Below are 24,288 nucleotides of genomic sequence, written 5' to 3' on the forward strand. Positions count from 1 at the left end.
TGACGGGTCATCGGGGGACCGGCACCGAGCCGAGCGCGCTGGCCAGGACCTGCGCGACGTCGACGCCCTCGAGCTCGGCCTCGGCCCGCAGCCCCAACCGGTGGACAAGGGTGGCGTGGGCGAGCGCCTTGACGTCGTCGGGAGTCACGAAGTCGCGGCCGGTCAGCCACGCCCAGGCGCGCGCCGAGCGCAGCAGCGCCGTCGCGCCCCGGGGACTGACCCCCAGGCTCAGCGAGGGCGACTGGCGGGTCGCCCGCGCGATGTCGACGATGTAGCCGGCCACCTCGGGGGAGACCTGCACGCGGCGCACGGCGGCCTGGCCCGCGGCGATGTCCTCGGCGCCGGCGACCGGGCGTACCCCCGCCCCGGCGACGTCGCGGGGGTCGAAGCCGTCCGCGTGCCGGCGCAGGATCTCCAGCTCCGCCTCCCGCTCCGGCACCGGCAGCACCACCTTGAGCAGGAACCGGTCCAGCTGGGCCTCGGGCAGCGGGTAGGTACCTTCGTACTCCACGGGGTTCTGCGTGGCGGCGACCAGGAACGGCCGTGGCAGCGCCCGCGAGACACCGTCGACCGAGACCTGGCCCTCCTCCATGGCCTCGAGCAGCGCCGACTGGGTCTTCGGCGGCGTCCGGTTGATCTCGTCGGCCAGCAGCAGGTTGGTGAACAGCGGCCCCTCGCGGAAGCTGAGCTCGCCGCGGTTGCCGTCGATGACCATCGAGCCGGTGATGTCACCGGGCATCAGGTCGGGCGTGAACTGCACCCGATGGGTCTCGACCGACAGGGCGCCGGCGAGGGTCCGCACCAGCAGGGTCTTGGCCACGCCGGGCACGCCCTCCATCAGCACGTGGCCGCCGCACAGCAGGGCGACCAGGAGGCCGGAGACGGCGGCGTCCTGCCCGACGACGGCCTTCGCGACCTCGGTGCGTACGGCGGCCAGCCGCTCGCGGGCCCGCTCACCCGCGTCGTCCGCGCCGCTGACCGCCGCGTGGTCGGCCTGGGTGGTTCCGGTGTCGCTCATCTCAGGCGTACCTCTCTGTCGAGCTCGGCCAGCTGGTCGGCCAGGGTGATCAGGTCTCGGTCGGTGGTGGGGGCAGGAGAGCGGGGGCCGATCAGTGCGGCGACCGACTCGACCGGCCGGCCGAGGTGCCGCGCGACGTCACGCACGAGGGTGTCGTCGTCCCCGGCGCCGAGCCGCAGGCGCTCGCGGGCCCGGGCACGGGAGGCCGACCGGAGAGCCTCGGCGGCGTGCGCCCGGTCGCCGGACCGGCGGTAGAGACGCCCCCTGCTGCGCGTCGTCTCGATGGCGCGGACCACGACCGGCAGCGGCTCGGTCGCCAGCGCGCCGAGCCGGCGGGCCCGCCACACCACGAGCGCCGCCGTGGCCAGGCCGAGCAGCCAGAGCCCGGGCCGGATCCAGCGGGGCAGCAGGGTGGAGAGGCTGACCCCGTCGTCCCCGACCAGGTCGTCGACCGTGGGGACGTACCACACGAGCCGGCCCTGGCCGCCGAGCAGGCGAAGAACCACCGCCGCGTTGTCGGCCCGGAGCACCTGGTCGTTGCTGAGCGCCTGGTCGGCACCCAGCAGGGTGAGGCCGGGCCGCGGGGTGGCGACCACGGCCCCGTGCTCCCCGCGGAAGCAGCCCCCGGGCCCGGGGTACTCCAGTGCCCCGTCCACCTCCAGGGAGAGGTCCGCGAGCTCGGCGCACCCGGCCGGCCGGGGACCCGCCAGGGCGACCTGGAACGGCAACCCGTCCACGCCCAGCGCCTCGGTCGTCCCGGGCCCGGGCGCGGCGAGCACCAGCCGGGCGCCCCGGGTGTCGCGGAGGAGGCGGCGCGAGGTGCTGTCGCCGAGCTGCTCGGTCGAGGTGACCAGGACGGTGGTGCCGGGACCGGCGCCGGCGTCGGCCAGCGCGTCCGCGCCCCGGACCACGGTGACCTCGACGCCGTGGTCCTCGAGCACGCGCGCGAGCGCCTGGGCGCCGGCGGGGTCGGGGTTGTCCGGGTCCAGCGGCGCGGACGTGCGCACGTTGCCCAGGCCGAGGACGACGACGACCAGCACCGCGGCCGCGAGCGCGGCCACGATCAGCAGGGTCGACCGCTGCCGCACCCACCAGCCGGACCGCACCGGTGGCGCCGCCGAGGTCGTGGTCACCGGCGCACCCCCAGGTCGTCGTCCAGGGCGAGCACGGCCGCGGCCTGGTCGCGGGTGGCCGGTCGGTCGCCGTACCGCACCTGGTCGAAGAGCGACGCGCACGCGTCGACCCGCGGACGCTGCTCGGGGTACGACGCCGCGAGGGCGCCGGCGACCTCGTGCGCGGTGGCGCCCGGTGCGTCGTCGAGCCGGCCGCGCTCCACCTGCCGCATCGCGAGGGCGCGGAAGCCGTCGACCAGCGCATCGGCGTGGCGTCCCTCGACGAGGGCCCGCTCGGCACGGTCGCGGAGCTCGGCAGCGGTCACCGGATCGTCCTCGAGGACCGGGCCGGCCCCCGAGGGCCGCCGCGGGGTGCGGCGGACCCGGGACAGCAGCCAGACGAGGCCGGCCACGAGCAGCAGGAACACCACCATGGCCGCGAACGTCGACAGCGGCGGGGCGTGGCTGGCCGCGGCGACCCCGCGGTCCACCTGTCGCTGCAGCCAGGTGACGACCTGCTCGACGACGTTCTGCTGGTGGTACTCCGGGTGCAGGAGCTCCTTGCGCAGCCAGGACCGGCCCTCGTCGCCGGACGGGGTCAGGGGCGGCTCGGCCAGCCGGAGCGGGGTCACGACGCGGTCAGCCCCGCGCGGGACATGAGCTCGACGTCGAAGGCCTCCTTGCGCATGCGCTGGTCGACGTACTGCAGCGAGGCCACCGTGGTGGTGAAGGGCGCGACGAAGGCCGCGGAGACGACGGAGCTCAGAGCGTTGGTCAGCACCAGCGCCAGCACCGCGAACCGCACGGACCCGGAGCCGACGAGCAGGCCCTGGCCCAGCAGCGAGATCGGCAGGGACAGCATCGAGCCGGCGACCTGGGCGATCACGACGGTGAGCAGGGCGATGCCGAAGGTGCGCCAGAACTGCCGTCGGGTGAGGCGGAAGCCGCGGCCGATGGCCCCGAGGATCCCGACGGGTTCGAGCATCAGCGCCGGCACCGGGAGGTAGTAGACCCGGATCCAGAACCACACCAGGAAGCAGAGGAAGAGCGGCACGGTGACCAGCCCGTAGACCGCGACCTCCCAGCCGTCGAGCAGCATGACAGCGGGGATCCACGACAGCGCGTAGACCGTGAGGATCGCGAGCAGCATCACGCCCAGGAGCACGGTCAGCCCGATCAGCCGCCAGCGCTTGCCGCGCGTGGCCCGCCATGCCTCGCCCAGCGTGAGCCGCCGGCCGATCGCCGCGGCCATGGTCACGTGGGCGATCATCCCGGTCACCAGGACCAGGCCGATGGACTGCAGCATGCTGCCCAGGCCGAGGGAGCCGAAGGCGCCGACGAGCCCGGCGACGTCGGCGCCGGACATGTCCTCCCCGGACTGGTCCAGGGAGAGGTCGACGCTCCAGGACAGCAGGGCTGTGACGAGGACCGGGATGGCCATGGCCACGGCGGCGACGAGCACGGCGGACCCGACGGTCGCCTTCGGGTTGAACCGGATGATGCGGAACGCCGCGTCGTACATGTCACCGATGCCGAGGGGCCGCAGCGGCAGCGCCCCCGGCTTGTGCGCGGCGCCGAGCATCCCCGGGGCCGGGGGTGGCATCGACACCGGGCCCGGGTACGGCGCCCACGCCGTCGCGGGCTGCGGGGGAGGGGCGGCCCAGCCGGGTGGCGGAGGCTGCTGGGGCTGCTGCGGTGGGGGCGGCACGGGACCCGGCGGTGGGTACCACTCGTTGCCCGACATCGGATCCCCCTCTGCGCCACGGTCGCTGGGCGCGCTCATCTTGTCAGAGCAGACGTCGCGGAGTCGTCGCCGGAGCCGGTGCCGGCGTACTGTCGGAGGGTCTTCCGGACACCGGTGGAGCCGAGGTGGCGGCCGCGTCGCCGCCTCGTCGTGCAGGTCCTCGAACCGATTTGGCCCTGCGCGGGATCTCTGCCAAGATAGTCCGGTTGCTCCGGCGGGTCGCCGGGGTGCGGCACACACAACCTTGACTACTGAATCGCGTCTCCTTGTGAGGTTTCGGTGGTTTGGCGTGCGGCCGCACCGGCTCTGCACTTTCGCAGGGGAGGAGACCCGATCAGCTCGACGAACCCGTCGAGTGCCACCAACAACATTGCGGGACCCCGGTCTCGTGTTGCGCCCAACAGACGCGACACGCCCGACCGCGGGGGTCGGTCGGAAGGCCGGGCAGTGGGGTGGAGGAGCAGGGCGGCAGGGCCTCACCCGGGGCCAGGTCGAGAAATGAAGGCACGCGGTTCCGGCTCGCAAGGGCCGGTACAGACTGACTAAGGACGAGAGAGACCTATGGCGGGACAGAAGATCCGCATCAGGCTCAAGGCCTATGACCACGAGGTGATCGACACCTCGGCGCGCAAGATCGTGGACACCGTCACCCGCACGGGTGCGAAGGTCGCCGGCCCCGTGCCGCTGCCGACCGAGAAGAACGTGTACTGCGTCATCCGCTCGCCCCACAAGTACAAGGACTCCCGCGAGCACTTCGAGATGCGCACCCACAAGCGCCTCATCGACATCATCGACCCCACGCCGAAGACGGTCGACTCGCTCATGCGCCTCGACCTGCCTGCCGGTGTCGACATCGAGATCAAGCTCTGAGGTCACTGACATGACTTTCGAACGCAACGTGAAGGGCCTGCTGGGCACCAAGCTCGGCATGACCCAGCTGTGGGACGAGAACAACCGCATCGTCCCCGTGACCGTGATCGCCGCGAGCACCAACGTGGTCACCCAGGTCCGCCAGCCCGCCACCGACGGCTACAACGCCGTCCAGGTCGGCTACGGCGAGATCGAGGGCCGCAAGGTCAACAAGCCGCGCGCCGGTCACTTCGCCAAGGCGGGCACCACTCCGCGCCGTCACCTGGTCGAGATCCGCACCGCGGACGCCTCGACCTACACCGTGGGCCAGGAGCTGGCCGTCGACACCTTCGCCGCGGGCGAGGAGATCGACGTCACCGGCACCAGCAAGGGCAAGGGCTTCGCCGGAACCATGAAGCGTCACGGCTTCGCCGGTGTGTCCGCCTCGCACGGTGCCCACCGCAACCACCGCAAGCCCGGTTCGATCGGCGCCTGCGCCACGCCGGGTCGCGTGTTCAAGGGCGTGCGCATGGCCGGCCGGATGGGTGCTGACACCGTCACCACCCAGAACGTCACCGTCCACGCCGTCGACACCGAGAAGGGCCTGATCCTGCTCAAGGGCGCCGTCCCCGGCCCCAAGGGTGGTCTCGTGGTGCTCCGCTCGGCCGCCAAGAAGACCCAGGAGGCGTGAGCATGGCTACCAAGTCCGCATCCAAGGAGACGGTCAAGACCGTCAAGGTGGACCTGCCCGCCGAGATCTTCGACGTCGCGGTCAACGTCCCCCTGATCCACCAGGTGGTCGTGGCCCAGCAGGCTGCCGCTCGTCAGGGCACGCACGCCACCAAGACCCGCGGCGAGGTCCGCGGTGGTGGCAAGAAGCCCTACAAGCAGAAGGGCACCGGCCGCGCCCGCCAGGGCTCGACCCGCGCGCCGCAGTTCGCCGGCGGTGGCACCGTCCACGGCCCGCAGCCGCGCAGCTACGACCAGCGCACCCCCAAGAAGATGAAGGCCGCCGCCCTGCGCGGTGCCCTCTCCGACCGGGCCCGCAACGACCGCATCCACGTGGTCGAGTCGCTGCTCTCGGGTGACAAGCCGTCGACCAAGTCGGCGCTGACCGCCCTGACCGGCCTGTCGGACCGTGCGCACTTCCTCGTAGTGCTCGAGCGCAACGACGCCCTCACCTGGCTGTCGCTGCGCAACGCGCCGCAGGTGCACATCGTGGCCGTCGACCAGCTCAACACCTACGACGTGCTGGCCTCCGACGACGTCGTCTTCACCAAGGGCGCGTACGACGCGTTCGTGTCCGGCACCGCCAAGGAGGCTTCGAAGTGAGCACCCTGCACAAGGACCACCGCGACATCCTGATCGCGCCGGTCGTGTCCGAGAAGAGCTACGGCCTGCTCGACGCGAACAAGTACACGTTCATCGTGCGTCCCGACGCCAACAAGACCGAGATCAAGATCGCGGTCGAGAAGGTGTTCAACGTCAAGGTCACGTCGGTCAACACGATCAACCGTGCGGGCAAGACCCGCCGCACCCGCAACGGTCTCGGCAAGCGTGCCGACACCAAGCGCGCGATCGTGAGCCTCGCCGAGGGCCACCGCATCGACATCTTCGGAGGTCCGGTCTCCTGACCGGGCGACTGACAGAGGACTGAGAAATGGCTATCCGCAAGTACAAGCCGACCACCCCGGGCCGTCGTGGCTCGTCGGTCGCCGACTTCGTCGAGGTCACCCGGACTACGCCGGAGAAGTCGCTGACGCGTCCGCTGCCCAAGAAGGGCGGCCGCAACAACCAGGGCCGGATCACCACCCGGCACCAGGGTGGCGGTCACAAGCGCGCCTACCGCATCATCGACTTCCGTCGCTACGACAAGGACGGCGTGCCGGCGAAGGTCGCCCACATCGAGTACGACCCCAACCGCACCGCGCGCATCGCGCTGCTGCACTACGCCGACGGCGAGAAGCGCTACATCATCGCGCCGAAGGACCTGCGTCAGGGCACCGCGGTCGAGTCGGGCCCCGCGGCCGACATCAAGCCGGGCAACAACCTGCCGCTGCGCAACATCCCGGTCGGTACCACCATCCACTGCGTGGAGCTGCGTCCCGGCGGCGGTGCGAAGATCGCCCGCTCGGCCGGCAACAGCGCCCAGCTGGTCGCCCGTGAGGGCTCCCGCGCGACGCTGCGCATGCCCTCGGGCGAGATGCGCTTCGTCGACGTGCGCTGCCGCGCGACGGTGGGCGAGGTCGGCAACGCCGAGCAGTCCAACATCAACTGGGGCAAGGCCGGCCGCATGCGCTGGAAGGGCAAGCGCCCGACCGTCCGTGGTGTGGTCATGAACCCGGTCGACCACCCGCACGGTGGTGGTGAGGGCAAGACGTCCGGTGGTCGCCACCCGGTGTCCCCCTGGGGCAAGCCCGAGGGCCGCACGCGCAAGCGCAAGGCCAGCGACTCCCAGATCATCCGTCGCCGCAAGACCGGCAAGAAGCGCTGAGTAGGGAAGTAACGAGATGCCTCGCAGCCTGAAGAAGGGTCCCTTCGTCGACGACCACCTCCAGAAGAAGGTGGACGCGGAGAACGCCAAGGGTTCCCACAACGTCATCAAGACCTGGTCGCGCCGGTCGATGATCGTGCCGGACATGATCGGTCACACGATCGCCGTGCACGACGGTCGCAAGCACGTGCCGGTCTTCGTGACCGACGCGATGGTCGGCCACAAGCTCGGGGAGTTCGCTCCCACCCGCACCTACCGCGGGCACGTCAAGGAAGACCGGAAGGGACGCCGCCGATGAGCACCACTGAGCGTCAGCGCACCAGCGCCCGCCGCGAGTCGCTGCTCGGTGACCAGCCGGGCGCCTTCGCGACCGCACGCTTCGTGCGGATCTCGCCGATGAAGGCCCGGCGTGTCGTCGACATGGTCCGTGGCCTGCGTGTCGACGAGGCCCTCGCCCTGCTGCAGTTCGCGCCGCAGGCCGCCTCGGAGACCGTCTACAAGGTCCTCGAGAGCGCCATCGCCAACGCCGAGACCACCGAGGGTCTCGACGCCGGCGACCTGGTCGTGACCGTGGGCCGGGTCGACGAGGGCCCGACGATGAAGCGGTGGCGTCCGCGTGCACAGGGCCGGGCGACGCGCATCAACAAGCGCACCAGCCACATCACGCTGGCCGTCCAGCCGGCCGCCGTGGTCGCAGACAAGAAGGCGACCCCCAAGAACAGGAAGAGTGCCTGATGGGACAGAAGATCAACCCGAACGGCTTCCGCCTGGGGATCTCGACGGACCACAAGAGCCGTTGGTACGCCGACAAGCTCTACAAGAGCTACGTCGGTGAGGACGTCGCGATCCGCAAGCTGCTCTCGAAGGGCATGGAGCGGGCCGGCATCGCCAAGGTCGAGATCGAGCGCACCCGCGACCGCGTCCGTGTGGACATCCACACGGCCCGCCCGGGCATCGTCATCGGTCGCCGTGGCGCCGAGGCCGACCGCATCCGCGGCGAGCTGGAGAAGCTCACCGGCAAGCAGGTGCAGCTGAACATCCTCGAGGTCAAGAACCCCGAGGTCGACGCCCAGCTCGTCGCCCAGGGCGTCGCCGAGCAGCTGGCCGGCCGCGTGCAGTTCCGCCGTGCCATGCGCAAGGCGATGCAGACCTCGATGCGCTCCGGTGCCAAGGGCATCCGGATCCAGTGCTCCGGCCGCCTCAACGGCGCCGAGATGTCGCGCACCGAGTTCTACCGCGAGGGTCGCGTCCCGCTGCACACGCTGCGTGCCGACATCGACTACGGCTTCTACGAGGCCAAGACGACCTTCGGCCGCATCGGCGTGAAGGTCTGGATCTACAAGGGCGAGGTCGCCGGCACCCGTGCCGAGCGCCAGGCCCAGGCCGCTGCCCGCGCCGGTGTCCCCGGTCGCGGTGGTCGCCCCACGCGGGGCGACCGTCCGAACCGTGGCTCGCGTGGCGACCGTCCGAACCGCTCGGACCGCGCTGCCGAGGCTCCGGCGACGGACGCTCCGGCCGAGGCCGCTGCCCCCGCAGCTGACGCCCCGAAGGAGGCCTGACCCATGTTGATGCCCCGTCGTGTCAAGCACCGCAAGCAGCACCACCCCAAGCGGACGGGTGCTGCCAAGGGTGGCACGAAGCTCGCCTTCGGCGACTTCGGCATCCAGGCGGTCGAGGGCCACTACGTGACCAACCGCCAGATCGAGTCGGCGCGTATCGCGATGACCCGTCACATCAAGCGTGGTGGAAAGGTGTGGATCAACATCTACCCCGACCGCCCGCTGACCAAGAAGCCCGCCGAGACCCGCATGGGTTCCGGCAAGGGCTCGCCGGAGTGGTGGGTCGCCAACGTCAAGCCCGGCCGTGTCATGTTCGAACTCTCCGGTGTTTCCGAGGAGATTGCTCGCGAGGCCATGCGCCGTGCGATGCACAAGCTCCCCATGAAGTGCCGCTTCGTCTCCCGTGAGGCAGGTGAATTCTGATGGCTACGACTGCTCACGAGCTCGACGAGATGACCAACATCGACCTCGAGGCCAAGTTGCGCGAGGCCAAGGAGGAGCTCTTCAACCTCCGCTTCCAGGCGGCCACCGGCCAGCTGGAGAGCCACGGCCGGCTTCGCACGGTCAAGAAGGACATCGCCCGGATCTACACCGTGGTGCGCGAGCGCGAGCTCGGCATCCGGACCGCCCCGGGCCAGAATGATGCAGCTGAGCACAACGAGGATGGTGCCGCATGAGCGAGGCAGTTGAGCGCAACGCTCGCAAGGTCCGTGAGGGCCTGGTCGTCAGCGACAAGATGGACAAGACCGTGGTCGTGTCCGTCGAGGACCGCGTCAAGCACGCGCTGTACGGCAAGGTCATGCGTCGCACCAGCAAGCTCAAGGCGCACGACGAGCAGAACGAGTGCGGCATCGGCGACCGCGTCCTCCTGATGGAGACCCGGCCGCTGTCCGCCACGAAGCGCTGGCGCGTCGTGCAGATCCTCGAGAAGGCCAAGTAAGCCCCGACGGCCTAGGCCCGAGGAACAAGACCCCACTAGTTCGGCCAGGCTCACCGCCCACGAGGTGCTGAGAACCAGCTCGACAACCAGGAGAGACAATGATCCAGCAGGAGTCGCGACTCAAGGTCGCCGACAACACCGGTGCGAAGGAGATCCTCTGCATCCGTGTTCTCGGCGGCTCGGGTCGGCGCTACGCCGGTATCGGCGACGTCATCGTCGCCACCGTGAAGGACGCGATCCCCGGTGGCAACGTGAAGAAGGGTGACGTCGTCAAGGCCGTTGTCGTGCGCACCGTGAAGGAGCGTCGCCGTCCGGACGGTTCGTACATCCGCTTCGACGAGAACGCCGCCGTCATCCTCAAGAACGACGGCGAGCCGCGAGGCACCCGCATTTTCGGCCCGGTGGGCCGCGAGCTGCGCGAGAAGAAGTTCATGAAGATCATCTCGCTCGCGCCGGAGGTGCTCTGACTCATGGGCAAGAACAGCGTGAACATCAAGAAGGGCGACACCGTCAAGGTGATCGCCGGCAAGGACAAGGGCGCCGAGGGCAAGGTCATCCAGGTGCTCCGTGAGGAGCAGCGGGTGATCGTCGAGGGTGTCAACCGCATCAAGCGGCACACCAAGGTCGTCAACCAGGGCGGCCGCGCGGGCACCACCGGCGGCATCATCACCGCCGAGGCCCCGATCCACGTCTCGAACGTGATGCTCGTCGAGGGCGACGGCGTGACCCGGGTCGGCTTCCGCCGCGACGAGGTCACCAAGCGCCGCCCGGACGGCTCGACGTACTCGTCGACGCGCAGCGTCCGCATCTCGCGCAAGACCGGCAAGGAGATCTGATGACCGAGACCCAGACCTCGGCCGCGGTCACCCCGCGTCTGAAGACCCGCTACCGCGAGGAGATCCTCCCCGCGCTGCAGTCCGAGTTCGACATCAAGAACGTCATGCAGGTGCCCGGCCTGACCAAGATCGTGGTCAACATGGGCGTCGGCGAGGCGGCTCGCGACTCCAAGCTGATCGAGGGTGCGGTCAAGGACCTCACCGCGATCACCGGCCAGAAGCCGCTGGTGACCAAGGCCCGCAAGTCCATCGCGCAGTTCAAGCTGCGCGAGGGCATGCCGATCGGTGCGCACACCACGCTGCGCGGCGACCGCATGTGGGAGTTCCTGGACCGCCTGCTGTCCCTCGCGCTGCCGCGTATCCGCGACTTCCGCGGCCTCTCGCCCAAGCAGTTCGACGGTCGTGGCAACTACACCTTCGGTCTCACCGAGCAGGTCATGTTCCACGAGATCGACCAGGACAAGATCGACCGGTCGCGCGGCATGGACATCACCATCGTGACCACTGCCACCAACGACGACCAGGGTCGGGCGCTGCTCAAGCAGCTCGGCTTCCCGTTCAAGGAGAACTGACATGGCGAAGACCGCTCTGAAGGTCAAGGCCGCTCGCAAGCCGAAGTTCGCTGTCCGCGGCTACACCCGCTGCCAGCGCTGCGGCCGGCCCAAGGCCGTCTACCGCAAGTTCGGCCTGTGCCGCATCTGCCTTCGGGAGATGGCGCACCGCGGCGAGCTGCCCGGCGTGACCAAGTCCTCTTGGTGATCCAGAACTTTTCCAACCAACGATCGCTGCAGGTCGCACCTGAGATGCAGGTGCGAAACCACGGTGGAGAAAGGGCCTCGCGGCCATGACGATGACTGACCCGATCGCAGACATGCTCACTCGTCTGCGCAACGCCAACCAGGCGTACCACGACGCGGTTTCCATGCCGTACAGCAAGCTGAAGCAGGGCGTCGCGGAGATCCTCCAGCAGGAGGGTTACATCACCTCCTTCGACGTGAAGGACCCGGCCGAGGGTGAGGTCGGCAAGACGCTGACGATCACGCTGAAGTACGGCCGCAACCGGGAGCGCTCCATCGCGGGCGTCCGCCGGATCAGCAAGCCGGGCCTGCGGGTCTACGCCAAGCACACGGGTCTCCCGAAGGTGCTCGGCGGCCTGGGCGTCGCGATCATCTCGACGAGCCAGGGCCTGCTGACCGACCGCCAGGCCAACCAGAAGGGCGTGGGTGGGGAAGTCCTCGCCTACGTCTGGTGACGACGAGAATTCGCGAAGGAGAGTAGAAGCATGTCGCGCATTGGCAAGCTGCCCATCGCGGTCCCGTCGGGTGTCGACGTCGCGATCGACCAGGCACTGGTGACGGTCAAGGGCCCCAAGGGCACCCTGTCGCACTCGGTCGCCTCGCCGATCACGGTGGAGAAGGGCGAGGACGGTGTGCTGGAGGTGAAGCGCCCGAACGACGAGCGCGAGAGCCGCTCGCTGCACGGGCTCACCCGCACCCTGATCAGCAACATGGTCGTGGGTGTCACCGAGGGCTACGAGAAGAAGCTCGAGATCGTCGGTGTCGGTTACCGAGTCCTGTCCAAGGGCCCGACCCAGCTGGAGTTCCAGCTCGGGTACTCGCACCCGATCACGTTCAACGCCCCCGAGGGCATCACGTTCACCGTCGACGGCCCCACCAAGCTCGGTGTCCAGGGCATCGACAAGCAGCTGGTCGGCGAGGTTGCCGCCAACATCCGCAAGCTGCGCAAGCCCGAGCCCTACAAGGGCAAGGGCGTTCGCTACGCGGGTGAGCACATCCGCCGCAAGGTCGGAAAGGCTGGTAAGTGACCATGGCGATCTCACTCAAGGACAACAAGCACACCGCGGGCCGCGTCAAGTCGCGCCTGCGCCGCCAGGTGCGGGGCCGCAAGAAGATCGCCGGCACCGCCGAGCGTCCTCGTCTGGTGGTCACGCGCTCCTCGAAGCACATGACCGCGCAGATCGTCGACGACCTCGTCGGCAAGACGATCGCGTTCGCCTCGACGACCGAGAAGGACCTGCGTGCCTTCGACGGCGACAAGACCGCCAAGGCCAAGAAGGTCGGCGAGCTGGTTGCCGAGCGTGCGAAGGCCGCCGGCATCGAGGGCGTCGTCTTCGACCGCGCGGGCAACAAGTACCACGGTCGCATCGCGGCCCTGGCCGACGGCGCCCGCGAGGGCGGCCTGACGTTCTGATCGCAAGACAAGCAAGAGAGAGAAGAGGAAAAGTCTCATGAGCGGAGCCCAGCGCGGACAGCGCGGTGGCGAGCGCCGTGGCAATCGCGACGACCGTCGCGGCGGCCAGGCTGCTGACAAGACCGCCTACATCGAGCGCGTCGTTGCGATCAACCGTGTCGCCAAGGTCGTGAAGGGTGGTCGTCGCTTCAGCTTCACCGCCCTCGTGATCGTCGGTGACGGCGAGGGTCTGGTCGGCGTCGGCTACGGCAAGGCGAAGGAAGTTCCGGCCGCGATCGCCAAGGGTGTCGAGGAGGCGAAGAAGGCTTTCTTCCGCGTCCCCCGCATCCAGGGCACCATCCCGCACCCGGTCCAGGGCGAGAAGGCGGCCGGTGTCGTCATGCTGCGTCCGGCCGCTCCCGGTACCGGTGTGATCGCCGGTGGCCCGGTGCGTGCGGTGCTCGAGTGCGCCGGCATCCACGACATCCTGAGCAAGTCGCTCGGGTCGTCCAACCAGATCAACATCGTCCACGCGACCGTCGAGGCGCTGAAGATGCTGGAGCAGCCGGAGGCCGTGGCCGCGCGCCGTGGTCTGCCGGTCGAGGACGTCGCCCCGGCGGCTCTCCTCAAGGCTCGTGTCGAGATCCCGGCCGGGGTCTCCCAGGAGGTGTCCTCCTGATGGCACAGCTGAAGGTCCAGCAGAAGAAGTCCACGATCGGCTGCAAGGCCAACCAGCGCGAGACCCTGCGCACGCTCGGTCTCAAGCGGATCGGCGACGTGGTCGTCAAGGAGGACCGGCCGGAGATCCGCGGCATGGTCCACACCGTCCGTCACCTGGTGACGGTCGAGGAGGTCGACTGACATGACGCTCAAGCTGCACCACCTGCGTCCGGCTCCCGGGGCCAAGACCGCCAAGACCCGCGTGGGTCGCGGTGAGGGCTCCAAGGGCAAGACGGCGGGCCGTGGTACCAAGGGCACCAAGGCTCGCTACCAGGTCCCGGTCGCCTTCGAGGGTGGCCAGATGCCGATCCACATGCGGCTGCCGAAGCTCAAGGGCTTCAAGAACCCCTTCAAGGTGGAGTTCCAGGTCGTCAACCTCGACCGCATCAACGAGCTCTTCCCCGAGGGTGGCGCCGTGACGATCGACGACCTGGTGGCCAAGGGCGCTGTCCGCGACAGCGCGCCGGTCAAGGTCCTCGGCCAGGGTGACCTGTCCGTGGCCGTCCAGGTGAGCGCCAACGCGTTCTCCGCGTCGGCCGTGACGAAGATCGAGGCCGCAGGCGGCACGACCACCGTCGTCTGACGGCTGAACATGACTCAAGCGCTGGGGCGCGGAAGGTTCCGAGAGGTTCGGAACCGGCCGCGCCCCGACGCACAACTAGGGACCTGTGGGTCGCCTGTTAGGCTTCCCCGGGTCCTTGCGGGTGTCGTGCGAGGACCGCACCCCGCTCGGAGAAAGAGGATCCTGTGCTAGGCGCGTTCGCGAACGCTTTCCGGACTCCGGACCTGCGGCGCAAGCTGCTGTTCGTCCTGCTGATCATCACGATCTTCCGGCTCGGATCCCAGATCCCGACCCCCGGTGTGAACGTCGCGAACGTGCAGGCGTGTGTCAACGACGTCGGCAACTCCGGCGTCTACAGCCTCATCAACCTGTTCTCGGGTGGTGCGCTGCTCCAGCTGACGATCTTCGCGCTGGGGATCATGCCCTACATCACCGCCAGCATCATCCTGCAGCTGCTCGTCGTGGTCATCCCGCGGCTCGAGGCGCTGAAGAAGGAGGGGCAGTCGGGGCAGACCAAGATCACCCAGTACACCCGCTACCTGACGCTGGGCCTCGCGCTCCTGCAGGCGACCGGCATCGTGGCCCTGGCCCGCTCCGGCAACCTGCTGCAGGGCTGCACCAAGCCGCTGCTGCACAGCGAGGGCACCGCCACCTTCCTGGTCATGGTCGTCACGATGACGGCCGGCACCGCGGTGATCATGTGGCTCGGTGAGCTGATCACCGACCGCGGCATCGGCAACGGCATGTCGCTGCTGATCTTCACGCAGGTCGTCTCCGGCTTCCCGACCTCCCTGTGGGCGGTCCAGAAGGAGAAGGGCTGGTGGGTCTTCGCGATCGTGGTCCTCATCGGACTCCTCGTGATCGCCGCGGTCATCTTCATCGAGCAGGCCCAGCGGCGGATCCCGGTGCAGTACGCCCGCCGGATGGTGGGCCGCAAGATGTTCGGCGGCAGCTCGACCTACATCCCGCTCAAGGTGAACCAGGCCGGTGTCATCCCGGTCATCTTCGCCTCGTCGCTGCTCTACCTGCCGGCCATGGCCGCGCAGTTCAACCAGAACAGCGACTCCAAGTGGGTCCAGTGGATCAACGACTACCTGGTCCGCGGCAGCCACCCGCTGTACATGATCACGTTCTTCCTCCTGATCGTCTTCTTCACCTACTTCTACGTCTCGATCACCTTCAACCCCCAGGAGGTCGCGGACAACATGAAGAAGTACGGCGGCTTCATCCCCGGGATCCGGGCGGGCAAGCCGACCGAGGACTACCTGTCCTACGTCCTGTCCCGCATCACCGCGCCGGGTGCGCTCTACCTGGGCCTGATCGCCCTGATCCCGCTGATCGCGTTCGTCTTCATCAACGCGAACCAGAACTTCCCGTTCGGCGGCACGTCGATCCTCATCATGGTGGGCGTCGCGCTGGACACGGTGAAGCAGATCGAGAGCCAGCTCCAGCAGCGCAACTACGAAGGGTTCCTGCGGTAAATGAGGCTGATCATGATGGGCCCCCCGGGGGCGGGCAAGGGGACCCAGGCGAAGTTCGTCGCCGAGCACTTCGGGATCCCGGCGATCTCGACCGGCGACATCTTCCGCGCCAACGTGTCCGAGGGCACCCCCTTGGGCATCGAGGCCAAGCGGTACATGGACGCGGGTGACTACGTCCCCGACGAGGTCACCAACCTGATGGTCCGCAACCGGATCGACCAGCAGGACGCCGAGCCCGGCTTCCTCCTCGACGGGTACCCGCGCACGCTGGCCCAGGTCGAGGAGCTCGACGGGATGATCAAGTTCACCGGTCACTCCCTCGACGCGGTCGTCGTGCTGACCGTCGACGCCGACGAGATCGTCGGGCGGCTGCTGCAGCGGGCGCAGGTCGAGGGCCGTGCGGACGACACCGAGGACGTCATCCGCCGTCGCCAGGAGATCTACGCCGAGCAGACCGAGCCCCTGATCGGTGTCTACCGCGATCGCGGGATCCTGATCGAGGTCGACGGCATGGGCGAGGTCGCCGAGGTCACCCAGCGCATCTTCGACGCGCTGGACGTCGTCACCCAGAGCTGAGCGGAGACGCGCCAGCGGATCCGCTGATGGTGGTCGAGCGAGCCGCGCGACTGAGGAACGAAGTCGCGACCGGCGTGTCGAGACCTCGAGAGTGAGGGACGAAGCAGATGGGTTTCCGCGACCGCGGCATCGAGATCAAGACCCCCGACCAGATCGCCGGCATGCGCAAGGCCGGCCTGGTCGTGGGGGAGACCCTCGAGCTGTTGCGCTCCTCGGTGCGCGCCGGCATCAGCACCGGTGAGCTCGACGCGATCGCCGAGGACAACATCCGGTCCTCCGGCGCCACCCCGTCCTTCAAGGGCTACCACGGCTTCCCCGGGTCGATCTGCGCCTCGGTGAACGACGAGGTGGTCCACGGCATCCCGGGGGAGCGGGTGCTCGCCGAGGGCGACCTCATCTCCATCGACTGCGGCGCCATCGTCGACGGCTGGCACGGCGACGCGGCGATCACGGTCGCGGTCGGCGCGGTGCCGGACGAGGTGACCGAGCTGATGCGGGTCACCGAGGAGGCCATGTGGCGGGGGATCGCCGCGGCCCGGCTCGGTGGGCGGGTCACCGACATCTCGCACGCGGTGGAGAGCCACGTGCGGGGACAGGGCGCCTACGGCATCCTCGAGGATTACGTCGGGCACGGCATCGGCTCGGCCATGCACCAGCCGCCCAACGTGCCGAACTTCGGCCGTCCCGGCCGTGGGCCGAAGCTCGTCGAGGGGCTGGCGCTCGCGGTGGAGCCGATGATCACCCTCGGCGGCAAGGACACCGTCGTGCTGGACGACGACTGGACCGTCATCACCGGCGACGGCTCCTGGGCCGCCCACTTCGAGCACACCTTCACGCTCACCCCGCGCGGGGCGTGGGTGCTGACCGCCCTCGACGGCGGCGAGGCCGCCCTGGCAAGGCTGGGCGTCCCCTACGGGGGTTCCTGAGGAGCCGAGGCGTCTCGAAGGGGGTCCCTGAGGCGCCGGTTCGACGACGGCGCCCGCGCCGTGGGAGACTGAGGCTCCCAGGAGGGGAGTATTCCCGTCACGGTGGTGTCGTCAGTACGGCCCGGGCCCAGCCCGGACCCGGTGCCACCGGCTCGGCCAGCCGAGCGGAAGAGACCTCCGGAGAAGAGACCCGTCGGCGCAGCACCTGCGCCGACGCTGCCGACAGCTCCGGAAGAAGGTTCGTCCGTTGAATTCCATCCTCGGTGACTCGGTCGCCTCCCCGCTCGTGTGGGGCATCACCCTCGTCGTCACGGTCGGGGCGCTCTTCGTCGACCTGGTCGTGATCGCCCGGCGACCGCACGAGCCGTCGATGGGCGAGGTGAGTCGCCACCTGGCCTTCTTCGTCGGGCTGGCCGTTCTCTTCGGCCTCGGCCTGTGGTTCTTCGCCGAGCCGCACGCGCTCTCGCCCAACCCCGGCCCTGAGTTCTTCGCCGGCTGGTTGACCGAGTACTCGCTGTCGATCGACAACCTGTTCATCTTCATCATCATCATGGCGAACTTCTCGGTGCCCCGGCAGTACCAGCAGACCGCCCTGATGATCGGCATCGTGCTGGCCCTGGTCATGCGTGGCCTGTTCATCGTCGTGGGCGCCGCGGCCATCAACCAGTTCAGCTGGATCTTCTACGTCTTCGGCGCGTTCCTGCTCTGGACGGCGGTCAAGCTGGCCAAGGAGGGCGCGAACGACGACGACCAGGAGGAGTACGAGGAGAACCGCCTGGTGCGGTTCGCCGAGAAGCATCTGCCGGCCACCAGCGAGTGGAACGGCACGAAGCTGTTCAGCGTGGAGAACGGCAAGCGCCTGATCACGCCGATGTTCCTGGTCGTGCTCACCCTGGGGACCACCGACCTGCTGTTCGCCCTCGACTCGATCCCCGCGATCTACGGCCTCACCTCCGACCCCTACATCGTGTTCACGGCCAACGTGTTCGCGCTCATGGGCCTGCGCCAGCTGTACTTCCTGATCGGCGGGCTGCTCCAGCGGCTCATCTACCTCTCCTACGGCCTGGCCGTCCTGCTCGGCTTCATCGGCGTGAAGCTGGTGCTGCACGCCATGCACGAGAACGAGCTCCCGTTCATCAACGGCGGGGAGCACATCGAGTGGGCGCCCGACATCCCGATCTGGCTCTCGCTGGTCATCATCGTCGGCACCCTCGCGGTCACCGCGGTCGTGAGCCTGGCGGTGTCGCGGAACATGTCCCAGGCCGAGATCGAGAAGCGGACGATCTCGCTCGGCGAGTCCGAGGACGCCTGACCGGAATAGCGGCCCCCGGGTCCGGGGTTGTCATGGGGTGAGCCTGCGATACCCGACCCTGTCCGTCCTCGACCTCGTCCCGGTCCGCAGCGACCAGGCCTCGGCCGACGCCGTGGCGGCGACGCTCGACCTGGCCCGGACGGCCGACGAGCTCGGCTACCGCCGCTACTGGGTGGCCGAGCACCACAACATGCCGGCGGTGGCCGCGACCAACCCCCCGGTGCTGATCGCGCTGCTGGCCGGCGCCACCCGGAGGATCCGGGTCGGGTCCGGGGGAGTGATGCTCCCCAACCACGCACCGCTGGTGGTGGCCGAGCAGTTCTCGCTCCTCGAGGCGGCGTTCCCCGGCCGGATCGACCTCGGCATCGGGCGCGCCCCGGGCAGCGACCCGGTCACGAGCTACGCGCTGCGGCACGGGGCCGGCGGGGTCGACGACGACGCGGTCTCCCGCTTCCCCGACTACGTCGAGGACCTCGTGGCCATGATGGGCGCCGACGGGGTGTCGGTGGGCATCCGGGGGCGCAGCTACCCGCTGCGGGCGACCCCGGTCGCCACCTCCGTGCCGGACCTCTGGCTGCTGGGCTCGTCCGACTACTCCGCTCGACTGGCCGCCGAGAAGGGCCTGCCCTACGTCTTCGCGCACCACTTCTCGGGGCAGGGGACAGCGGAGGCGCTCGCGCTCTACCGCTCCTCGTTCCGCCCCTCGCCCGACCTCGCGGAGCCGCGCACCTTCCTCACCGTCAACGCAGCGGTCGCGCCCACCACCGAGGAGGCCGAGCGGCTCGCCCTCCCGCAGCTCCTGGCCATGGTCGCGCTGCGCACCGGCCAGCCGCTCGCGGCCCAGCGGCTGGTGGAGGAGGCCGAGAAGGTCGAGCTGCCCGACGCGCACCGCGACATCGTGGACGCGATGCGGTCGCGCTGGGTGATCGGGTCCGCCGCGGAAGCGCGCACCCGGATCGCCGAGCTCGCCGCGACGTACGACGTCGACGAGGTGATGGTGCACCCGGTCGCCGGGGCGTACGTCGGCACCGAGCCGGGGCAGGCGCCGGCCCGGCAGGAGACGCTGCGGCTGCTCGCGCCCTGAGGGGACGTCTCCTAGCACGATTCGTGTTTCCGGAGCGTTTCCCACTAAACTGGCGTGTCGGCCCAACGTGGGTCTGTTTCGTGGTGCCTCGCGGCTGCCCGGACCATCGTCAGTTGCTCTCCGGAGCCTCGGACGTGCCCGGGAAATGAGGTCCACGCAGCGGCTGCACGAGGTCCACCCGCCACCCGTGGCGGGAGGTTCCCGGGCCACCTGTCCCCGGCCGATCCGGGAGCAGTGCAGCAACGGTAGACCGCCGCCCCTCACCGGGGTGGAACGACCAACAGATTGTGGAGGACATGCCGAAGAAAGAAGGCGTGATCGAGATCGAGGGCACCGTCGTGGAGGCCCTGCCGAATGCCATGTTCCGCGTCGAGCTGAGCAACGGGCACAAGGTTCTCGCCCACATCAGCGGCAAGATGCGTCAGCACTACATCCGGATCCTCCCCGAGGACCGCGTGGTGGTGGAGCTCTCGCCGTACGACCTCACGCGAGGTCGGATCGTCTACCGCTACAAGTAGCAGCCAGCCGAACGCTTCGAGCAGAAGCGCAGAAAGGACCTCCTCGTGAAGGTCAAGCCGAGTGTCAAGCCGATCTGTGACAAGTGCAAGGTGATCCGTCGCCACGGCCGCGTCATGGTGATCTGCGAGAACCCGCGCCACAAGCAGCGCCAGGGCTGATCCCAGTCCCGCAGCACAACTGAACACCCCAACGTGATCGCTTGGCCCGTCACCTGACGAGCCGAACCACCTCCGGAGCAGAGGCCGGAGCCCACCCGACGAGGAGTGGGACGCGACACGACCAGACACCTCTGTGACATCCGAAGGGAAACCGCCACCACATGGCACGCCTCGTTGGTGTCGACCTGCCGCGCGACAAGCGCATCGAGGTCGCACTCACCTACATCTACGGCATCGGCCGTACCCGCGCCCAGCAGCTGCTGGAGACCACCGGGGTCAGCCCCGACCTCCGCGTCCACCAGCTGGGTGACGAAGAGCTGGTCAAGCTCCGCGACGCGATCGAAGCCAACTTCAAGATCGAGGGTGACCTCCGTCGTGAGGTCCAGGCCGACATCCGCCGCAAGATCGAGATCGGCAGCTACCAGGGTCGCCGCCACCGCATGGGCCTCCCGGTCCGCGGCCAGCGCACCAAGACCAACGCGCGTACCCGCAAGGGCCCCAAGCGCACGGTTGCCGGCAAGAAGAAGGCCAAGTGACGTCTCGCCGCACGGCGAGCCACTGACCTCTCGAACTCTTTAGACCAGCTACTTCAGGAGATACTGCATGCCTCCCAAGAGCCGCACAGCGGCTGGCGCCAAGAAGGTGCGCCGCAAGGAGAAGAAGAACGTCGCCCAGGGCGAGGCTCACATCAAGAGCACGTTCAACAACACCATCGTCACGATCACCGACCCCACCGGTGCCGTGATCTCGTGGGCCTCTGCCGGCACCGTCGGCTTCAAGGGCTCGCGCAAGTCCACCCCGTTCGCCGCGCAGATGGCCGCCGAGGCTGCCGGACGCCGGGCGATGGAGCACGGGATGAAGAAGATCGACGTCTTCGTCAAGGGTCCGGGTTCGGGCCGCGAGACGGCGATCCGTTCGCTGGGTGCGATCGGCCTCGAGGTCGGCACCATCCAGGACGTCACCCCCACGCCCCACAACGGATGCCGGCCGCCCAAGCGTCGCCGCGTCTGATCGCCCGAACCGAACAGGAGACTTTGAGATATGGCCCGCTACACCGGCCCCATGACCAAGAAGTCGCGCCGTCTCGGCGTCGACCTCGTGGGCGGCGACTCGGCGTTCGAGCGTCGTCCCTACCCGCCCGGCCAGCACGGCCGCGGCCGCATCAAGGAGAGCGAGTACCTCCTCCAGCTTCGTGAGAAGCAGAAGGCGCGCATCTCCTACGGCATCCTCGAGAAGCAGTTCCACCGCTACTACGTCGAGGCGTCGCGTCGCCCCGGCAAGACCGGTGACAACCTGCTGCAGCTGCTCGAGTGCCGCCTGGACAACGTGGTCTACCGCGCCGGCTTCGCCCGCACGCGTCGCCACGCCCGTCAGCTCGTCGTCCACGGCCACTTCAAGGTGAACGGCAAGAAGGTCGACATCCCGTCCTTCCAGGTCACCGCCCACGACGTGATCGACGTCCGGGAGAAGTCGCTGGAGATGACGCCGTTCATCGTGGCTCGCGAGACCCACGGCGAGCGCGTCGTCCCCGCATGGCTCGAGGCAATCCCGTCGCGCATGCGCATCCTGGTGCACCAGCTCCCGATCCGGGCCCAGATCGACATCCCGGTCCAGGAGCAGCTGATCGTCGAGTACTACTCGAAGAAGTAACCGGGGGACCGCGCCGGTCTCACCCTCTCGGGCGCCGGCGCGGTCATCCACTTCCTTTTCAACCACGCAGTTCGGGCCCGTCAAATAGCGGGTGGGCCCGGAAAGGAAAGAAATAGTGCTCATCGCACAGCGCCCCACCCTGTCGGAAGAGACCGTCGACGAGTTCCGCTCGCGGTTCGTCATCGAGCCTCTCGAGCCCGGCTTCGGTTACACGCTCGGCAACTCGCTGCGTCGCACCCTGCTCTCCTCGATCCCCGGGGCCTCGGTCACGAGCATCAAGGTCGACACCGTCCTCCACGAGTTCTCGACCATCGAGGGCGTCAAGGAGGACGTCACCGAGATCATCCTCAACCTCAAGGGCCTCGTCGTCTCCTCCGAGCACGACGAGCCCGTGACGATGTACCTCCGCAAGTCGGGTGCCGGTGACGTCACCGCCGCCGACATCGCGCCGCCGGCCGGTGTCGAGGTGCACAACCCCGACCTGAAGATCGCCACCCTGTCCGACAAGGGCAAGCTGGAGATGGAGCTGGTCGTCGAGCGTGGTCGCGGCTACGTCTCCGCGGTCCAGAACAAGGGCGCCGACAACGAGATCGGCCGGATGCCGGTCGACTCAATCTACAGCCCCGTCCTCAAGGTCACCTACAAGGTCGAGGCCACCCGAGTCGAGCAGCGCACCGACTTCGACAAGCTGGTCATCGACGTCGAGACCAAGCCGTCGATCCGTCCCCGTGACGCGATCGCCTCGGCCGGCAAGACCCTGGTCGAGCTGTTCGGCCTCGCGCGCGAGCTGAACGTCGAGGCCGAGGGCATCGACATCGGCCCGTCGCCCGTCGACGAGCAGCTGGCTGCCGACCTGGCCCTCCCGGTCGAGGACCTGCAGCTGACCGTCCGGTCCTACAACTGCCTCAAGCGCGAGGGCATCCACACCGTGGGTGAGCTCATCAGCCGCTCGGAGCAGGACCTGCTCGACATCCGCAACTTCGGCGCCAAGTCGATCGACGAGGTCAAGGCCAAGCTGGTCGAGATGGGCCTGTCCCTCAAGGACAGCGCGCCCGGCTTCGACCCGCACGCTGCCCTGGCGGCGTACGGCGACGACGACGACGACGCGTTCGTGGAGGACGAGCAGTACTGATCCCGGTGCGGGGCGGTCGGTGACGGCCGCCCCGTCCACCCAAACCGACCGGCGCCCGCCGGTCGTCTACCCCGGTACCTGACACGGCCGGAGAGAAAAGAGAGACGCAATGCCCACTCCCAAGAAGGGCGCCCGCCTCGGCGGCAGCCCGGCCCACCAGAAGCTGATCGTCTCGAACCTGGCCACCGCCCTGTTCGAGCACGGCCGGATCACCACCACCGAGGCCAAGGCGCGCGTGCTGCGCCCGGTCGCGGAGAAGCTGATCACCAAGGCCAAGAAGGGCGACCTGCACAACCGTCGCGAGGTCCTCAAGACCATCCGCGACAAGGGTGTCGTGCACGTGCTGTTCACCGAGATCGCCCCGACCTTCGCGGAGCGTCCGGGCGGCTACACCCGGATCACGAAGATCGGCCCGCGCAAGGGTGACAACGCCCCCATGGCCGTCATCGAGCTGGTGACCGAGGCCTACGCGCCGAAGCCGGCCACCGCCAAGGCCAAGACGACCGAGTCGCCGAAGGCCGCTCCGGTCGAGGAGGCCCCGGCCGAGGACACCACCGAGGTTCCGGCCGAGGAGACCCAGGCCGAGGAGACCCCGGTCGAGGAGACCACCACCGAGGCCGAGGCCACGGACGAGGCTCCCGCCGAGGAGACCGAGGACAAGGCCTGACCACAGGCCCTGCCGAGCAGAGCGAAGGCCCGTCACCCGCGAGGGTGGCGGGCCTTTGCCGTACCCCGGGCCGGCGGGAATCGCCTCGCTGAGGGATGCGGGGACAGCGACCCGCGCGATAGGCAGGAGGGAGCGCCCGGGGGGCGTCTCCGGGCCGTCCCGACCCAGGAGGCCTGTCATGGTCCGTCGACTGCTCACGCTCCTGCTGCTGACTCTGGTGCTCGTCCCGTTCGCGCCCGCGCAGGCAAGCCATCGCGGCGACATCTACTCCAAGGACCACTACGACAACCCCTACTCCTTCGACGACGACGAGTGCGACTTCACCTTCCACGTCGAGGGCAGGGTGCGCGGCTACGAGGTCATCTACAACGTCCCCGGCTCGCACGGGCAGGCCTTCCTCGACGACAACCGCTACCGGTTCCGGGAGACCTGGACCAACCCGGACAGCGGCCGCACCGCGACCGTGACCGGTGCCGCCCACTACCGCGAGATCAGCGCCACCCACGTGCGGGGCGACATCTGGGACTTCGTCTCGGTGACCACCGGTCGCCCCTTCACCGTGCGTGGGAGCAAGGGCGGCGTGGTGCTGTCCGACCACGGCCGTCTGGTCGAGAAGTCCCGGTTCGACACGCTCGGCGACTCCAAGCCCGGTGGTGACGTCATCCGATCGCGGATCCTGCGGATGAGCGGGCACTTCCCGTCGTACCAGCCGAACTTCGACTTCTGCGCCCTGGCGGAGCGGGTCGTCGGCTGACCGTG

At 69.0% G+C, this 24,288-nt stretch carries 38 protein-coding genes; 34 read left to right on the forward strand and 4 right to left on the reverse strand.

Annotated features, from left to right (window positions below; genetic code table 11):
- Positions 1 to 7: 7 nt before the first annotated feature.
- Genes ACZ43H_RS23610 through ACZ43H_RS23625 form a run of 4 tightly spaced genes read right to left on the reverse strand, consistent with a single transcriptional unit; the run spans position 8 to position 3,874 of the window.
- Positions 8 to 1,018 (reverse strand): AAA family ATPase, encoded by a 1,011-nt coding sequence (locus tag ACZ43H_RS23610; RefSeq protein ID WP_464586885.1) that lies wholly within the window; start codon positions 1,016 to 1,018, stop codon positions 8 to 10.
- Positions 1,015 to 2,151: a DUF4350 domain-containing protein gene (locus ACZ43H_RS23615; protein ID WP_464586887.1), complete on the reverse strand. Its 1,137-nt coding sequence runs from the start codon at positions 2,149 to 2,151 to the stop codon at positions 1,015 to 1,017. Before ACZ43H_RS23615 ends, ACZ43H_RS23610 begins: the two co-directional genes overlap by 4 nt.
- A complete protein-coding gene (locus tag ACZ43H_RS23620) occupies positions 2,148 to 2,762 on the reverse strand; it encodes a DUF4129 domain-containing protein (RefSeq protein ID WP_464586889.1) in 615 nt (204 codons plus the stop codon). Before ACZ43H_RS23620 ends, ACZ43H_RS23615 begins: the two co-directional genes overlap by 4 nt.
- Entirely contained in the window at positions 2,759 to 3,874 is a 1,116-nt protein-coding gene (locus tag ACZ43H_RS23625) for a hypothetical protein (RefSeq protein ID WP_464586891.1), read from the reverse strand. The genes ACZ43H_RS23620 and ACZ43H_RS23625 overlap by 4 nt, the downstream gene beginning before the upstream one ends.
- A gap of 561 nt (positions 3,875 to 4,435) precedes the next feature.
- Here ACZ43H_RS23625 and rpsJ point away from each other — a divergent pair.
- The 34 genes from rpsJ to ACZ43H_RS23795 all read left to right on the forward strand — a co-directional run bounded on the left by rpsJ (position 4,436) and on the right by ACZ43H_RS23795 (position 24,283).
- The gene (gene rpsJ, locus ACZ43H_RS23630; RefSeq protein WP_008360994.1) at positions 4,436 to 4,744 is read left to right on the forward strand and encodes a 30S ribosomal protein S10; all 309 of its coding nucleotides are present in this window, start codon (positions 4,436 to 4,438) and stop codon (positions 4,742 to 4,744) included.
- Positions 4,745 to 4,754: 10 nt separating this feature from the next.
- Complete coding sequence (rplC, locus tag ACZ43H_RS23635; RefSeq protein ID WP_464586893.1) at positions 4,755 to 5,414, forward strand: 50S ribosomal protein L3; 660 nt, start codon at positions 4,755 to 4,757, stop codon at positions 5,412 to 5,414.
- Between the two features lie 2 nt (positions 5,415 to 5,416).
- The gene (gene rplD, locus ACZ43H_RS23640) at positions 5,417 to 6,055 is read left to right on the forward strand and encodes a 50S ribosomal protein L4 (RefSeq protein ID WP_464586895.1); all 639 of its coding nucleotides are present in this window, start codon (positions 5,417 to 5,419) and stop codon (positions 6,053 to 6,055) included.
- Positions 6,052 to 6,357 (forward strand): 50S ribosomal protein L23, encoded by a 306-nt coding sequence (rplW, locus tag ACZ43H_RS23645; protein ID WP_344146508.1) that lies wholly within the window; start codon positions 6,052 to 6,054, stop codon positions 6,355 to 6,357. Before rplD ends, rplW begins: the two co-directional genes overlap by 4 nt.
- A 26-nt stretch (positions 6,358 to 6,383) precedes the next feature.
- The gene (gene rplB / locus ACZ43H_RS23650; RefSeq protein WP_464586898.1) at positions 6,384 to 7,217 is read left to right on the forward strand and encodes a 50S ribosomal protein L2; all 834 of its coding nucleotides are present in this window, start codon (positions 6,384 to 6,386) and stop codon (positions 7,215 to 7,217) included.
- A 16-nt stretch (positions 7,218 to 7,233) separates the two neighbouring features.
- Positions 7,234 to 7,515, forward strand: a complete 282-nt coding sequence (gene rpsS, locus ACZ43H_RS23655; RefSeq protein ID WP_091025716.1) for a 30S ribosomal protein S19 — start codon at positions 7,234 to 7,236, stop codon at positions 7,513 to 7,515.
- Positions 7,512 to 7,952 (forward strand): 50S ribosomal protein L22, encoded by a 441-nt coding sequence (gene rplV, locus ACZ43H_RS23660; RefSeq protein WP_464586900.1) that lies wholly within the window; start codon positions 7,512 to 7,514, stop codon positions 7,950 to 7,952. The genes rpsS and rplV overlap by 4 nt, the downstream gene beginning before the upstream one ends.
- On the forward strand, positions 7,952 to 8,776 hold the full coding sequence (rpsC, locus tag ACZ43H_RS23665) for a 30S ribosomal protein S3 (protein ID WP_379184590.1): 825 nt from the start codon (positions 7,952 to 7,954) through the stop codon (positions 8,774 to 8,776). The genes rplV and rpsC overlap by 1 nt, the downstream gene beginning before the upstream one ends.
- A 3-nt stretch (positions 8,777 to 8,779) precedes the next feature.
- On the forward strand, positions 8,780 to 9,199 hold the full coding sequence (gene rplP / locus ACZ43H_RS23670) for a 50S ribosomal protein L16 (RefSeq protein ID WP_379184588.1): 420 nt from the start codon (positions 8,780 to 8,782) through the stop codon (positions 9,197 to 9,199).
- Complete coding sequence (rpmC, locus tag ACZ43H_RS23675; protein ID WP_464586903.1) at positions 9,199 to 9,453, forward strand: 50S ribosomal protein L29; 255 nt, start codon at positions 9,199 to 9,201, stop codon at positions 9,451 to 9,453. The genes rplP and rpmC overlap by 1 nt, the downstream gene beginning before the upstream one ends.
- Entirely contained in the window at positions 9,450 to 9,716 is a 267-nt protein-coding gene (gene rpsQ / locus ACZ43H_RS23680) for a 30S ribosomal protein S17 (protein WP_464586904.1), read from the forward strand. Before rpmC ends, rpsQ begins: the two co-directional genes overlap by 4 nt.
- A 98-nt stretch (positions 9,717 to 9,814) precedes the next feature.
- Entirely contained in the window at positions 9,815 to 10,183 is a 369-nt protein-coding gene (gene rplN, locus ACZ43H_RS23685; RefSeq protein ID WP_011757324.1) for a 50S ribosomal protein L14, read from the forward strand.
- Between the two features lie 3 nt (positions 10,184 to 10,186).
- Positions 10,187 to 10,552: a 50S ribosomal protein L24 gene (rplX, locus tag ACZ43H_RS23690; protein ID WP_379184585.1), complete on the forward strand. Its 366-nt coding sequence runs from the start codon at positions 10,187 to 10,189 to the stop codon at positions 10,550 to 10,552.
- Complete coding sequence (rplE, locus tag ACZ43H_RS23695; protein WP_379184583.1) at positions 10,552 to 11,124, forward strand: 50S ribosomal protein L5; 573 nt, start codon at positions 10,552 to 10,554, stop codon at positions 11,122 to 11,124. Before rplX ends, rplE begins: the two co-directional genes overlap by 1 nt.
- 1 nt (position 11,125) lies before the next feature.
- Positions 11,126 to 11,311 carry a type Z 30S ribosomal protein S14 gene (locus ACZ43H_RS23700; protein ID WP_011757321.1) on the forward strand — a complete coding sequence of 62 codons (186 nt, stop codon included), beginning with the start codon at positions 11,126 to 11,128 and terminating at the stop codon, positions 11,309 to 11,311.
- Between the two features lie 85 nt (positions 11,312 to 11,396).
- Positions 11,397 to 11,804 carry a 30S ribosomal protein S8 gene (rpsH, locus tag ACZ43H_RS23705; protein WP_464586907.1) on the forward strand — a complete coding sequence of 136 codons (408 nt, stop codon included), beginning with the start codon at positions 11,397 to 11,399 and terminating at the stop codon, positions 11,802 to 11,804.
- A gap of 30 nt (positions 11,805 to 11,834) precedes the next feature.
- Positions 11,835 to 12,377, forward strand: coding sequence for a 50S ribosomal protein L6 (rplF, locus tag ACZ43H_RS23710; protein ID WP_464586909.1), 543 nt, complete (start codon positions 11,835 to 11,837; stop codon positions 12,375 to 12,377).
- Between the two features lie 2 nt (positions 12,378 to 12,379).
- Positions 12,380 to 12,763, forward strand: a complete 384-nt coding sequence (rplR, locus tag ACZ43H_RS23715; protein WP_379184577.1) for a 50S ribosomal protein L18 — start codon at positions 12,380 to 12,382, stop codon at positions 12,761 to 12,763.
- 37 nt (positions 12,764 to 12,800) lie between these two features.
- Positions 12,801 to 13,421: a 30S ribosomal protein S5 gene (gene rpsE, locus ACZ43H_RS23720; protein WP_379184575.1), complete on the forward strand. Its 621-nt coding sequence runs from the start codon at positions 12,801 to 12,803 to the stop codon at positions 13,419 to 13,421.
- Positions 13,421 to 13,603 carry a 50S ribosomal protein L30 gene (rpmD, locus tag ACZ43H_RS23725; protein WP_165228353.1) on the forward strand — a complete coding sequence of 61 codons (183 nt, stop codon included), beginning with the start codon at positions 13,421 to 13,423 and terminating at the stop codon, positions 13,601 to 13,603. The genes rpsE and rpmD overlap by 1 nt, the downstream gene beginning before the upstream one ends.
- A gap of 1 nt (position 13,604) precedes the next feature.
- On the forward strand, positions 13,605 to 14,045 hold the full coding sequence (gene rplO / locus ACZ43H_RS23730; protein ID WP_464586912.1) for a 50S ribosomal protein L15: 441 nt from the start codon (positions 13,605 to 13,607) through the stop codon (positions 14,043 to 14,045).
- 164 nt (positions 14,046 to 14,209) lie between these two features.
- A complete protein-coding gene (gene secY, locus ACZ43H_RS23735; protein ID WP_464586914.1) occupies positions 14,210 to 15,505 on the forward strand; it encodes a preprotein translocase subunit SecY in 1,296 nt (431 codons plus the stop codon).
- Positions 15,506 to 16,081, forward strand: a complete 576-nt coding sequence (locus tag ACZ43H_RS23740; RefSeq protein ID WP_464586915.1) for an adenylate kinase — start codon at positions 15,506 to 15,508, stop codon at positions 16,079 to 16,081.
- 107 nt (positions 16,082 to 16,188) lie between these two features.
- Entirely contained in the window at positions 16,189 to 17,007 is an 819-nt protein-coding gene (map, locus tag ACZ43H_RS23745) for a type I methionyl aminopeptidase (RefSeq protein ID WP_464586917.1), read from the forward strand.
- Positions 17,008 to 17,254: 247 nt separating this feature from the next.
- Positions 17,255 to 18,319, forward strand: a complete 1,065-nt coding sequence (locus ACZ43H_RS23750) for a TerC family protein (protein WP_464586918.1) — start codon at positions 17,255 to 17,257, stop codon at positions 18,317 to 18,319.
- Positions 18,320 to 18,356: 37 nt separating this feature from the next.
- Positions 18,357 to 19,403 (forward strand): LLM class flavin-dependent oxidoreductase, encoded by a 1,047-nt coding sequence (locus ACZ43H_RS23755; protein ID WP_464586920.1) that lies wholly within the window; start codon positions 18,357 to 18,359, stop codon positions 19,401 to 19,403.
- Between the two features lie 296 nt (positions 19,404 to 19,699).
- The gene (infA, locus tag ACZ43H_RS23760) at positions 19,700 to 19,921 is read left to right on the forward strand and encodes a translation initiation factor IF-1 (RefSeq protein WP_011757309.1); all 222 of its coding nucleotides are present in this window, start codon (positions 19,700 to 19,702) and stop codon (positions 19,919 to 19,921) included.
- A 45-nt stretch (positions 19,922 to 19,966) separates the two neighbouring features.
- Complete coding sequence (gene rpmJ / locus ACZ43H_RS23765) at positions 19,967 to 20,080, forward strand: 50S ribosomal protein L36 (RefSeq protein ID WP_011757308.1); 114 nt, start codon at positions 19,967 to 19,969, stop codon at positions 20,078 to 20,080.
- Positions 20,081 to 20,241: 161 nt separating this feature from the next.
- On the forward strand, positions 20,242 to 20,616 hold the full coding sequence (rpsM, locus tag ACZ43H_RS23770) for a 30S ribosomal protein S13 (protein ID WP_344146445.1): 375 nt from the start codon (positions 20,242 to 20,244) through the stop codon (positions 20,614 to 20,616).
- A gap of 67 nt (positions 20,617 to 20,683) precedes the next feature.
- Complete coding sequence (gene rpsK / locus ACZ43H_RS23775; RefSeq protein ID WP_090849777.1) at positions 20,684 to 21,091, forward strand: 30S ribosomal protein S11; 408 nt, start codon at positions 20,684 to 20,686, stop codon at positions 21,089 to 21,091.
- A 30-nt stretch (positions 21,092 to 21,121) separates the two neighbouring features.
- Entirely contained in the window at positions 21,122 to 21,730 is a 609-nt protein-coding gene (gene rpsD, locus ACZ43H_RS23780; protein ID WP_379184560.1) for a 30S ribosomal protein S4, read from the forward strand.
- A gap of 115 nt (positions 21,731 to 21,845) precedes the next feature.
- Positions 21,846 to 22,862: a DNA-directed RNA polymerase subunit alpha gene (locus tag ACZ43H_RS23785; RefSeq protein WP_344146433.1), complete on the forward strand. Its 1,017-nt coding sequence runs from the start codon at positions 21,846 to 21,848 to the stop codon at positions 22,860 to 22,862.
- 109 nt (positions 22,863 to 22,971) lie between these two features.
- Positions 22,972 to 23,529: a 50S ribosomal protein L17 gene (gene rplQ / locus ACZ43H_RS23790; protein ID WP_464586924.1), complete on the forward strand. Its 558-nt coding sequence runs from the start codon at positions 22,972 to 22,974 to the stop codon at positions 23,527 to 23,529.
- Between the two features lie 178 nt (positions 23,530 to 23,707).
- Positions 23,708 to 24,283: a hypothetical protein gene (locus ACZ43H_RS23795; protein ID WP_464586926.1), complete on the forward strand. Its 576-nt coding sequence runs from the start codon at positions 23,708 to 23,710 to the stop codon at positions 24,281 to 24,283.
- Positions 24,284 to 24,288 lie beyond the last annotated feature (5 nt).

Source organism: Nocardioides sp. DN36 (assembly GCF_055380375.1).

Coding starts and splice junctions, on each gene's coding strand:
- rplP (WP_379184588.1), top strand. CDS start 8,780: ATGTTGATGCCCCGTCGTGTCAAGCACCGCAAGCAGCACCACCCCAAG.
- rpsK (WP_090849777.1), top strand. CDS start 20,684: ATGCCTCCCAAGAGCCGCACAGCGGCTGGCGCCAAGAAGGTGCGCCGC.
- rpsH (WP_464586907.1), top strand. CDS start 11,397: ATGACGATGACTGACCCGATCGCAGACATGCTCACTCGTCTGCGCAAC.
- rplV (WP_464586900.1), top strand. CDS start 7,512: ATGAGCACCACTGAGCGTCAGCGCACCAGCGCCCGCCGCGAGTCGCTG.
- rpsJ (WP_008360994.1), top strand. CDS start 4,436: ATGGCGGGACAGAAGATCCGCATCAGGCTCAAGGCCTATGACCACGAG.
- ACZ43H_RS23610 (WP_464586885.1), bottom strand. CDS start 1,018: ATGAGCGACACCGGAACCACCCAGGCCGACCACGCGGCGGTCAGCGGC.
- ACZ43H_RS23740 (WP_464586915.1), top strand. CDS start 15,506: ATGAGGCTGATCATGATGGGCCCCCCGGGGGCGGGCAAGGGGACCCAG.
- ACZ43H_RS23625 (WP_464586891.1), bottom strand. CDS start 3,874: ATGTCGGGCAACGAGTGGTACCCACCGCCGGGTCCCGTGCCGCCCCCA.
- rplO (WP_464586912.1), top strand. CDS start 13,605: ATGACGCTCAAGCTGCACCACCTGCGTCCGGCTCCCGGGGCCAAGACC.
- ACZ43H_RS23700 (WP_011757321.1), top strand. CDS start 11,126: ATGGCGAAGACCGCTCTGAAGGTCAAGGCCGCTCGCAAGCCGAAGTTC.
- rplE (WP_379184583.1), top strand. CDS start 10,552: ATGACCGAGACCCAGACCTCGGCCGCGGTCACCCCGCGTCTGAAGACC.
- rpsD (WP_379184560.1), top strand. CDS start 21,122: ATGGCCCGCTACACCGGCCCCATGACCAAGAAGTCGCGCCGTCTCGGC.
- rpsS (WP_091025716.1), top strand. CDS start 7,234: ATGCCTCGCAGCCTGAAGAAGGGTCCCTTCGTCGACGACCACCTCCAG.
- rpsC (WP_379184590.1), top strand. CDS start 7,952: ATGGGACAGAAGATCAACCCGAACGGCTTCCGCCTGGGGATCTCGACG.
- infA (WP_011757309.1), top strand. CDS start 19,700: ATGCCGAAGAAAGAAGGCGTGATCGAGATCGAGGGCACCGTCGTGGAG.
- rpmD (WP_165228353.1), top strand. CDS start 13,421: ATGGCACAGCTGAAGGTCCAGCAGAAGAAGTCCACGATCGGCTGCAAG.
- rpsM (WP_344146445.1), top strand. CDS start 20,242: ATGGCACGCCTCGTTGGTGTCGACCTGCCGCGCGACAAGCGCATCGAG.
- rplC (WP_464586893.1), top strand. CDS start 4,755: ATGACTTTCGAACGCAACGTGAAGGGCCTGCTGGGCACCAAGCTCGGC.
- rplQ (WP_464586924.1), top strand. CDS start 22,972: ATGCCCACTCCCAAGAAGGGCGCCCGCCTCGGCGGCAGCCCGGCCCAC.
- rpmC (WP_464586903.1), top strand. CDS start 9,199: ATGGCTACGACTGCTCACGAGCTCGACGAGATGACCAACATCGACCTC.
- ACZ43H_RS23795 (WP_464586926.1), top strand. CDS start 23,708: ATGGTCCGTCGACTGCTCACGCTCCTGCTGCTGACTCTGGTGCTCGTC.
- rplF (WP_464586909.1), top strand. CDS start 11,835: ATGTCGCGCATTGGCAAGCTGCCCATCGCGGTCCCGTCGGGTGTCGAC.
- rplX (WP_379184585.1), top strand. CDS start 10,187: ATGGGCAAGAACAGCGTGAACATCAAGAAGGGCGACACCGTCAAGGTG.
- rpsE (WP_379184575.1), top strand. CDS start 12,801: ATGAGCGGAGCCCAGCGCGGACAGCGCGGTGGCGAGCGCCGTGGCAAT.
- rpsQ (WP_464586904.1), top strand. CDS start 9,450: ATGAGCGAGGCAGTTGAGCGCAACGCTCGCAAGGTCCGTGAGGGCCTG.
- map (WP_464586917.1), top strand. CDS start 16,189: ATGGGTTTCCGCGACCGCGGCATCGAGATCAAGACCCCCGACCAGATC.
- rplB (WP_464586898.1), top strand. CDS start 6,384: ATGGCTATCCGCAAGTACAAGCCGACCACCCCGGGCCGTCGTGGCTCG.
- rplR (WP_379184577.1), top strand. CDS start 12,380: ATGGCGATCTCACTCAAGGACAACAAGCACACCGCGGGCCGCGTCAAG.
- rplN (WP_011757324.1), top strand. CDS start 9,815: ATGATCCAGCAGGAGTCGCGACTCAAGGTCGCCGACAACACCGGTGCG.
- rplD (WP_464586895.1), top strand. CDS start 5,417: ATGGCTACCAAGTCCGCATCCAAGGAGACGGTCAAGACCGTCAAGGTG.